At 36.9% G+C, this 9,665-nt stretch carries 7 protein-coding genes and 1 pseudogene; 7 read left to right on the top strand and 1 reads right to left on the bottom strand.

Features of this window, described 5'->3' with window-relative positions; genetic code table 11:
- Positions 1-219 precede the first annotated feature (219 nt).
- Positions 220-1,080 carry a phytoene/squalene synthase family protein gene (locus ACFIL8_RS03875; RefSeq protein WP_375611260.1) on the top strand — a complete coding sequence of 287 codons (861 nt, stop codon included), beginning with the start codon at positions 220-222 and terminating at the stop codon, positions 1,078-1,080.
- A 912-nt stretch (positions 1,081-1,992) separates the two neighbouring features.
- Here ACFIL8_RS03875 and ACFIL8_RS03870 read toward each other — a convergent pair.
- Positions 1,993-3,882, bottom strand: coding sequence for a peptidyl-prolyl cis-trans isomerase (locus ACFIL8_RS03870; RefSeq protein WP_375688957.1), 1,890 nt, complete (start codon positions 3,880-3,882; stop codon positions 1,993-1,995).
- A gap of 154 nt (positions 3,883-4,036) precedes the next feature.
- On the opposite strand from ACFIL8_RS03870, the gene tpiA reads away from it, so the two are divergent.
- From tpiA to ACFIL8_RS03840, 6 genes and pseudogenes are all read left to right on the top strand, one after another.
- Entirely contained in the window at positions 4,037-4,801 is a 765-nt protein-coding gene (gene tpiA, locus ACFIL8_RS03865; RefSeq protein WP_375620758.1) for a triose-phosphate isomerase, read from the top strand.
- A gap of 82 nt (positions 4,802-4,883) precedes the next feature.
- Entirely contained in the window at positions 4,884-5,336 is a 453-nt protein-coding gene (gene secG, locus ACFIL8_RS03860) for a preprotein translocase subunit SecG (protein WP_375638112.1), read from the top strand.
- A 131-nt stretch (positions 5,337-5,467) separates the two neighbouring features.
- Complete coding sequence (locus ACFIL8_RS03855; protein ID WP_375638113.1) at positions 5,468-7,096, top strand: CTP synthase; 1,629 nt, start codon at positions 5,468-5,470, stop codon at positions 7,094-7,096.
- Between the two features lie 36 nt (positions 7,097-7,132).
- A complete protein-coding gene (gene kdsA / locus ACFIL8_RS03850; RefSeq protein ID WP_273791141.1) occupies positions 7,133-7,969 on the top strand; it encodes a 3-deoxy-8-phosphooctulonate synthase in 837 nt (278 codons plus the stop codon).
- 71 nt (positions 7,970-8,040) lie between these two features.
- Positions 8,041-9,312 (top strand): phosphopyruvate hydratase, encoded by a 1,272-nt coding sequence (gene eno / locus ACFIL8_RS03845; protein ID WP_375638114.1) that lies wholly within the window; start codon positions 8,041-8,043, stop codon positions 9,310-9,312.
- A 111-nt stretch (positions 9,313-9,423) separates the two neighbouring features.
- Positions 9,424-9,665: pseudogene (locus ACFIL8_RS03840) on the top strand (hypothetical protein); the annotation flags it as partial.

The following is a 9,665-nucleotide window of genomic DNA, read 5'->3' as shown; positions in this document are numbered from 1 at the left end:
CCGATAAGATAAGTTTTATCAGAAAAATTATTTATTTAATTTTTTTCTTTCTAAAACGAAAAGGGACTAGAAAAGAAATTTTAATTCATAATACAGTTAAGAGACACATTTAAAAATCTTATTTTCTGAACTATATTTGCTTATCCTTCATTTTTTAATATGAATAAAAAGAGGGTATTAATTTAATTACTAAAAAAGGGACGTTAATAGGTTCATAGAATGATAGGCTCTCTTCCTTATTGTCTTGATATTTTACGTACCATAGATCGTGATCGCTATATATCGGTTTTATTTGCACCTAAAAAAAAGCGCCAAGCATTGGCTGCTCTTTATGTATTTAATGCTGAAGTTTCTCGTATCCGCGAAAGTGTACATGACCCACTCATAGGAGAAATACGGTTACGTTGGTGGTATGATGCTATTGCTCATGGTGAAATGCAAACGAGTGGAAACAATCCGATTTTGAATGATTTATTAAAAGCAATCACTCTTTTTAATTTACCTAAGACAGCTTTTTTACGTTATTGTGATGCGCAAATTTTAGATCTTTATCACAATCCAATAGAAACACTTCATGATCTAGAGCATTATTGTGGAGAGACAGCAGGCATAATTTTACAGCTTTCTTGTCAGATATTAGATCCTGAAACTGCACAAGAGTTTACAGATATCTATGAACATGGAGGGATTTCTCAAGGATTAAGCGGTGTATTGCGTCTTTTATCATTCATGCAATCACGATATCAATATTATTTACCCACTGATATATTAAAGGCTGTAGGAGTGAATAGGGAAGATTTGGAATCTCATCGTCTCAGCGATCAACAAAAGGGTTGTATTGTTGAAGCTATGGTAGCATTATCGCGCGATCATTATACCCAATTTTACGAGTATTCTTGTACTTTACCTAGAGTTCTTAAGCCAGCTTTTCTTCCATTGGTCATTGTACCAGCTTCTCTTCAAAAAGCTATACAGCTGGGGGCAGCAATTTTTCAAGAGAGTGCAACTTTGCCATTGATGTATCGCTATTGGTTGATAACAAGGGCAGCAATAAGCGGCAATTTTCCAAAGATACTGTAAAAGAATATTACTACGTTGGAATGCGTAACATGAAGACTGATTTTCTCATATGAAGATAAAAGGAGCCATTGTGATTCCAAACCATTTTTTTGTTATAAAAAAGGTTGATGTTTTGGTTGTTATGAACACAGAAGAATAAGAAATTTTATGATCTTGAAAATACGCTGTATTTCTTCATCAGTAATATGTTTTATTCAGTGTATTGGATGGGTGAGATGCAGAGAAAGAAAAACATGAGATAAATCTTAATACATTGGTTTGTTTGATGAAGAACTTTTAAGTACTCTGAATGTATTGATTGTAGCTCATTTGCAAATGAAATAAAATTTCTATTTTATGAGAGAAGTTATCTTAGCAGTCTATAAGTCTATAAAAAACTCTTATTTTTGAGAAATTATAACATCATAATTGATGACTGTTATGATTGATGAATATATTGATTTATAATGATAATACGTTTTTTCTTATATTGAATGAGAGTCTTGAATAGAAAAAGATTTCTCCATTTTTATAATGAATTTTAAAAATAGTTTTTTTATCTATTATAAGTTGGATGTGTAAATGAAATCATTTAAGGAAGAAGCAATACGCTCCCTATGAATGAATATTAAGAGTAGCAATATAATGAGCTATGAATGAATGACGATAGGGATGATGTTTATAGCTTAATGGGCGGCAACCTTTACGACCTTTGGATGGATAATGTTTTTTAATGCATTGCAAAAACGATTCTACATTCCATTGACTATTTTCTCGCAAATCCATACATGCACTGTTTTGCGAGAAAATGAATCATTATACAAACGCTGATCCTAAGATATGCAGACAAGAAATCCGTCTTACCTCTTCAACTATAGACGAAGAGCTGATGAAAACTTTATCAATAAGTTCTTAAAATTATGCACAATCTTTTTATTGGAGAGCGTTAAAGATCTGATTATAATTTGTGCTATTAATTTCCAAAGGATGTTCTTTATTGGCAACTTGTAGCATTTCTAGCTTGAGATCTTCTCTTATCATCATATCTATATTGGCGCGGACCTCAGTTGAAAGATTATGAGACGTGATATCTTTAGGCATGGTTACAGTCTTTATTTGATAAATGATACGGTTTGTTGCAACCGGACCTTTTATGATGCCATAATGACCTTTGGGAGCAGCAAATAATGCTTTAATCCCTTCAACGCCAAGGGTTTCAGATGCGTCTTGACGCCGGAGGGTTGGTGTTGTTTGTTTTGTAACACCAAGGGTATGAGCAAGAGCAACAAGACTTTTTCCTTCCGTGAGCTGTTTGAGAGCATTTTGGGCTTTTTCATCAAGAAGACGTTGGATTTCCTCATTTTTCCATTGAGAAAGAACATCTAGCTTAGCCTCTTCAAGTGTCTTATCACGGGCAGGAATAATTTTATCGACCTTGTACCAGAGATATCCACCATTTTGAAAAGAGAGAGGATCAAGATCGACTCCTTCGTTTGATTGATAGATGGCATTCAGTAAAATATCTTTTTGAGGTAAATCCGTGAGTATTGCACCTTCAAGCGTTTTTCCCGTTTTATCAATAGTAATTGTGCGCAAAGATAACTTGTATTGGTCAGCTAACTCTTTGAGAGAAGCACCCTCAAAACGAGCATTTTCAATGGCTACATAATTGTTACGGATATCATCAGTAGCACGATTTTTGGCAAGTATTTGGCGAATATTTTCTTCTACACTTTCAAAAGGAAGAGAGCTTGAAGGTTCAATATGCGTAACGCGAATGAGAACAGGTCCCTGTAAGTCATTTATCACAGGACTGACTTGGCCTTGTTGAAGTTCAAAAATTTCAGATGTCAGATGATTAGGAAGTTCATTTTCTGCGAGAGGACCTTTTTTTATGTCATTAAGAGTCTTTTTTTCAGCTTTTACCAGTTCATCAAAACTCAATCCATCAGCTATTTTTTTTGCTGCATTATCGGCTTCTTCGCGTGAGGGGAATCGCAGTTCTTCGAATGTACGCTTTTCAGGCGTTACAAAACGTGAAGCATTTTGTGTATAATAGGCTTTCGCCTCATCTGTTGAGATATCTTTAGGTTTTACAAAATCATTAAGTTCCATAGATAGCAAAGAGACAGTACGGTATTCTGGAGCACGAAATTGACTTTGATGTGTTTCAAACCATTTTTGTAATGTTTCGTAATCAGGATCAGCAATTGTTTTCTTTTCTTTTAGATCAATAATGAGATAATCAGCAATACGCATTTCTCCTTGATAAAGAGCAAGTGCTTTATAAAAGAGATTTGGTGCCTTCATATCAGAAAGTAAAGCAGCAATAAGCTGATTACGCTTTTCTTGTTTGGTGTAATAATTAAGAAAAGCACTTTCACTAATGTGTAAATGCTGAAGATAGTTATAAAACAAGTTTTTATCAAAAGTGCCATTTACCTGGAACATCTTATCAGAACCAATCGCATGAGCTATTGTATCTTTTGAAAGACTTATTTTCATTTTACGTGCTTGTTCATCAAGCAGTACATTTTGTTGTAATTGATTAAATACAAAAGCAGGAATTTGGTATTGCTGCATTTCATTTGCTGTAAACATTCGTCCAAGATGAGCAGCATATGCTAAACGTGCGCTTTGATCGGCGAGTGCAAGACGATAATCATCGACAGTTACTGTGGACTTTCCAGAAGTAATAAGATCTCTTTCACTTTTTTTGTGTAACTGCGGTACCCCCCATAAAAGAATGAAGCATAAGAGTAAAATAGCAAGGAAAATTCTAAAAATCCAAGAATTTGTAGCATTTCTTATGATGTCAAGCATTGTTCAAGTCCATTTTTAATGTGAGTTATTATCAAAGCTGTAATGGAATTTGCAATAAAGGGATGAAAGATGCAAGCTTTAAAGACTTGCTTTCATTTTATAATTTGGTAACTACAGATAAACAATGTATTGTAAAAGCTCTTGAGGTGAAAATATGTCTCCAAATATTCGGCCTTTTCTTGCTGGAAATTGGAAAATGAATGGAACGAGTGAATCGCTTGGAGAGTTGCGTGCTATTGCTACAGGCGTTAGCTCTGATCTAGGTCATCTTTTTGAGGCGCTTATTTGTGTTCCAGCAACGCTTTTATCGCGTGCTTCTAATACGCTGAATGGTGAAAATCTCCTTTTGGGAGGACAAAATTGTCACTTTGATGATCATGGTCCTTATACTGGAGATATTTCAGCTTTTATGCTTAAAGAAGCGGGAGCAAGTCATGTTATTATTGGGCATTCAGAACGTCGTACAGTGTACCAGGAAAATGATGCGATTGTCTGTGCCAAAGTGCAAGCTGCGTGGCGAGCAGGTCTTGTGGCTCTTGTATGTATTGGTGAAACATTGGAGGAGCGTAATAATAATAAAGTACTGGATATTCTCACGCAGCAGCTTGAAGAATCTCTCCCAGATGATGCAACAGCAGAGAATACCATTATCGCTTATGAACCAGTTTGGGCGATAGGCACCGGCAATACAGCGACTCCAGAAGATATTGCAAAAGTACATCATTTCATTCGTGATAGGGTGCGCTCTCGTTTTGGTGATGAAGGCAATAAGATACGTTTGCTTTATGGTGGATCCGTAAAACCATCCAATGCATTTGAGCTTTTAAGCATTGCTCATGTTAATGGTGCTTTGATAGGTGGAGCAAGCTTAAAAGCGATTGATTTTTTAACTATTTGCGATGTTTGTCGTAAACTATAGCAGAGAAATTTGAGTTTCCCCTTGGATTGTGCGTTATTTATGTGTAAATAGCTATTAAAGAGTTATTTAAAGAGCAGGGTTTATGCAAACAGTACTTATAGTTATTCATTTTTTGATTGTGATTACTTTGGTTGGTATTATATTAATTCAACCTTCAGAAGGTGGTGGGTTAGGTGTGAGTAATAGCTCAGGGTTGATGAAAACTCGTGGATCTCGAAACCCTTTAACACGTTTGACTGCTATTTTAGCCTGTTGTTTTTTTGTTGTATCTATTGGACTTACCGTGGTGAGTAATATATCAAATTCTAGTTCTGATATTTTAAAGCGTATACCGGTTAATTCAGAGCAGAATTCTACCAATAAAGACTCAGGATCAGTCCCATCATCAGATGGTGAGTCTTCCCCTTCTATTCTTGAACAGCTAGGAGGCACTTCGAATTCTTCGCAGGAACAGAAACAGTCCACAAATCCTGAAGTAGAAAGTCCAGTTCCTCAGGTTCTTGAAAATACAGTTCCCGATAACAGTACAAAATAGTTTTTTAAGAAAACATAGACTTTTTAAAAAAGGTGATTTTTTTTTCGCCTTTTTTATTTTAGAAGGAAAATTGTTTCTTTTTGCATTTTTTGCTGGAAAAATCATTATAAATTGCTTATCACCATAAGCCCATGGCACGTTATGTTTTTATTACTGGTGGTGTGGTTTCTTCCCTTGGAAAAGGCATCGCAGCGGCGGCGTTAGCAGCGTTATTACAGGCTCGTGGCTATCGCGTACGTCTTCGCAAACTTGATCCTTATTTAAATGTTGATCCAGGTACGATGTCACCTTATCAACATGGTGAAGTATTTGTGACCGATGATGGTGCAGAAACGGATCTTGATCTTGGTCATTATGAGCGTTTTACTGGGCGTTCTGCAAATAGCCAAGATAATATTACAACAGGGCGTATTTATCGCAATATCATTGAACGAGAGCGGCGTGGTGATTATTTGGGGGCAACAGTCCAAGTTATCCCTCATGTTACAGATGAAATTAAGAGATTCATTACGATGGGAAATGAAGAATTTGATTTTGTTTTGTGTGAGATAGGTGGAACGGTTGGTGATATTGAAGCAATGCCTTTTCTAGAAGCGATTCGTCAGCTTCGCAATGAGCTACCGAGACAAAATGTCGTTTATGTCCATCTCACATTAATGCCTTATATTCCTTCAGCAGGTGAATTAAAAACGAAACCAACACAACATTCTGTCAAAGAATTGCAAGCAGTTGGTATTTCTCCTGATATTTTGCTTGTACGTGCAGATCGATCTATTCCAGAAACAGAACGGTGCAAATTATCACTTTTTTGCAATGTTCGCTCCAATGCAGTCATTCAGGCATTAGATATGCCAACAATTTATGATGTTCCTATGGCATACCATAAGGAGGGTTTGGACTCTGAAGTTCTTTGCGCTTTTGGAATCGATTCGGCACCTTCCCCCAAAATGGATCGTTGGGAAGATATTACGCATCGTATTCACCATCCTGAAGGAGAAGTTACGATTGCTGTTGTGGGAAAATATACGGGCTTAAAGGATGCTTATAAATCTCTTATTGAAGCGATTGCGCATGGTGGTTTAGCGAATAGAGTGAAGGTTAGTATTGAGTGGATTGATTCGGAGCTTTTTGAAAAAGAAGATTCTGTTTCAGCTTTACAAAAAGCCCATGGAATTTTGGTTCCAGGTGCTTTTGGGGCACGAGGGGCAGAAGGGAAGATTCGAGCAATTCAATTTGCGCGAGAGCGTAAAGTTCCATTTTTAGGGATTTGTTTTGGGATGCAATTAGCTTGTATAGAAGCTGCGCGCAATATTGCACAGATTGAGAATGCTTCATCAAGTGAGTTTTGCGAAACAGACAATCCAATTGTAGGTTTAATGACAGAATGGCTTAAAGGAGACGTTCTTGAAAAACGTACAAGAAATGGTGATCTCGGCGGTTCAATGCGCCTTGGTGCTTTTGCTGCTGAATTAAAAGAAGAGAGTCATATTGCTCAAATTTATGGGGTGACCAAGATTGTCGAGCGACATCGTCATCGTTATGAGGTCAATATTGATTATAAGGATAAGTTAGAACAGTGTGGTTTGATTTTTTCTGGGATGTCTCCTGATGGTATTTTACCAGAAACGATAGAATATGTAGATCATCCATGGTTTATTGGTGTTCAATATCATCCAGAATTAAAATCCCGTCCTTTTGATCCACATCCGCTTTTTTCTTCTTTTATTGAAGCTGCTGTAGAACAAAGTCGATTAGTTTAATGCATAAATTGGGTTACTTTGCTTTTGAGGGATAAAATGACTAAACCAAATGCCCGTGTGAAAGTTGGAAATATGATTTTTTCAAATGAAATGCCTCTTTCATTAATTGCAGGGCCGTGTCAGATGGAAAGTCGTGATCATGCTTTTGAAATGGCTGGTCGTATTAAAACAATTACCGATCAGCTTGGTATCGGGTTTGTTTATAAATCAAGTTACGATAAAGCCAACAGAACCTCTTTGGGGGCGGCACGTGGTATTGGTCTTGAAAAAGCAATGTCCATTTTTTCTGATTTAAAAAAAGAGTTTAATTGTCCCATATTAACTGATGTGCATACAGAAGAGCAATGTACAATTGTTTCTTCTACAGTTGATATTTTACAAATACCGGCTTTTTTATGTCGTCAAACAGATCTTTTGGTAGCAGCCGCCAAAACAGAATGTGTTATTAACATTAAAAAAGGTCAGTTTTTAGCGCCGTGGGATATGGAGAATGTTTTAAAAAAGGTTGTTTACAGTGGTAATCCGAATGTTATGCTTTGTGAGCGAGGCACGTCATTTGGTTACAACCGACTTATTTCTGATATGCGTTCGTTGCCTATTTTACGTTCATTTGGAGCTCCTGTTATTTTTGATGCAACGCATTCTGTTCAAGAACCTGGGGGGCAGGGGGCTTCATCTGGTGGACAGCGTCAATTTGTTGAAATTTTAGCGCGTGCAGCTGTTTCTGTTGGGGTAGCTGGTATTTTTTTAGAAACACATCAAGATCCAGATAATGCACCTTCTGATGGACCCAATATGGTTAAAGTTGATGATTTACAAAGATTGCTTGAGACTTTAATGGAATTTGATTATCTGTCAAAAAAGTTGAGTTGAGAAGAGAAAAAATATTTCATTAATAGGGCATTATAAATGAATCGAGACTTTTATTGGATAAGGAAACACATATGACTATAATTGTCGATATCATTGGGCGTGAAGTTCTTGATAGCCGTGGTAATCCAACGGTAGAAGTTGATGTTCATTTGGAGAATGGAGCTTTTGGTCGCGCTCTGGTTCCTTCGGGAGCTTCAACAGGAGCACATGAGGCTATAGAGCTTCGTGATGGTGGTTTGCGCTATCAAGGGAAAGGTGTTGAAAAAGCGGTTGCTGCAGTTAATGGCGAAATTCTTGAAGAACTTGGTGGGCGGGATGCAACAAATCAAATTGCTATTGATCAAGCAATGATTGCTTTGGATGGAACGCCAAACAAAACCCGTCTTGGTGCCAATGCACTTCTTGGTGTTTCATTAGCTGTTGCAAAAGCAGCTGCGGATTCATTAAATTTACCTTTGTATCGTTATATTGGTGGTACACAAGCGCATATTCTTCCAACCCCCATGATGAATATTATTAATGGTGGCGTTCATGCTGATAATTTGATTGATTTTCAAGAGTTTATGATTATCCCTATAGGAGCTCCTACTGTAAGAGAAGCTATCCGTTATGGCGCTGAGATTTTCCATGCATTGAAAAAGCGTTTAAAAGATGCAGGTTATAATACCAATGTTGGTGATGAAGGTGGTTTTGCACCTCAATTTAAAAGTGCTGATCAAGCAATTGATTTTATTATGGAATCTATCATGATATGTGGTTATAAACCAGGTGAACAAATTGCCATTGGTTTAGACTGTGCTTCAACCGAATTTTATAAAAATGGTTCGTATTTTTATAAAGGTGAGGGGAAATGCCGAGACATCCAAGAGCAGGTAGATTATTTAGCGCAGCTTGTGAAAAATTATCCTATTATTACAATTGAAGATGGAATGGCAGAGGATGATTGGGAAGGTTGGAAGCTACTCACTGACACAATTGGAGAAAAATGTCAGCTTGTTGGCGATGATTTGTTTGTAACGAATTCAGCACGTTTGCGTGATGGTATCAAAATGGGGGTAGGCAATTCTATTCTCATAAAAGTTAATCAAATTGGTACATTGAGTGAAACACTTGATGCTGTAGAAGTAGCACATAAAGCAGGTTATCGTGCCATTATATCTCATCGTTCAGGCGAGACAGAGGATTCTTTCATTGCAGATCTTGCTGTTGCAACGAATTGTGGACAAATTAAAACAGGTTCTCTTGCACGTTCGGATAGATTAGCAAAATACAATCAACTTATTCGTATTGAAGAAATGCTAGGAGCCCAAGCGCATTATGCTGGTGATTTATATCGTGTATAGTTGTGAGCACAAAATATGAAAGTATAAGATCATTTAGATTATGAAATTGATATTTCTTATCAAAGGCATATACGCAATAATTTTTAAGTGTTTAAATTTATAGGGATTAAGATGAGAGGTATAATTATTAGTCAAGATCAAGGAAATTATCTCGTTTCGGGTGATGATGGTAAACGTTATCAGTTTGCGACTTGGGATTGGTTGGGAAAGAATCCACCAAGGATTGGTAATGCTGTTGATTTTGTCTGTGAAGGAGGTGTTGTCAGTTCTGTTTTCCCATTGTTGAGACCAGGTACAGAGAACACAAAGATAATGTTCGCACTGCTTTGTTGGGTTGCAGGTATCTTTGGTGT

Source organism: Bartonella sp. AP57NXGY (genome assembly GCF_042195805.1).
GTDB lineage: Bacteria > Pseudomonadota > Alphaproteobacteria > Rhizobiales > Rhizobiaceae > Bartonella.
Note: the sequence above shows the minus strand (reverse complement) of the source record. Positions and strands in the feature narration are given on the sequence as shown.

What these genes read in the sequence shown, in the direction of transcription:
- secG (WP_375638112.1), top strand. Translation starts at nt 4,884, where the DNA reads ATGCAAACAGTACTTATAGTTATTCATTTTTTGATTGTGATTACTTTG.
- ACFIL8_RS03870 (WP_375688957.1), bottom strand. Translation starts at nt 3,882, where the DNA reads ATGCTTGACATCATAAGAAATGCTACAAATTCTTGGATTTTTAGAATT.
- eno (WP_375638114.1), top strand. Translation starts at nt 8,041, where the DNA reads ATGACTATAATTGTCGATATCATTGGGCGTGAAGTTCTTGATAGCCGT.
- kdsA (WP_273791141.1), top strand. Translation starts at nt 7,133, where the DNA reads ATGACTAAACCAAATGCCCGTGTGAAAGTTGGAAATATGATTTTTTCA.
- ACFIL8_RS03855 (WP_375638113.1), top strand. Translation starts at nt 5,468, where the DNA reads ATGGCACGTTATGTTTTTATTACTGGTGGTGTGGTTTCTTCCCTTGGA.
- ACFIL8_RS03875 (WP_375611260.1), top strand. Translation starts at nt 220, where the DNA reads ATGATAGGCTCTCTTCCTTATTGTCTTGATATTTTACGTACCATAGAT.
- tpiA (WP_375620758.1), top strand. Translation starts at nt 4,037, where the DNA reads ATGTCTCCAAATATTCGGCCTTTTCTTGCTGGAAATTGGAAAATGAAT.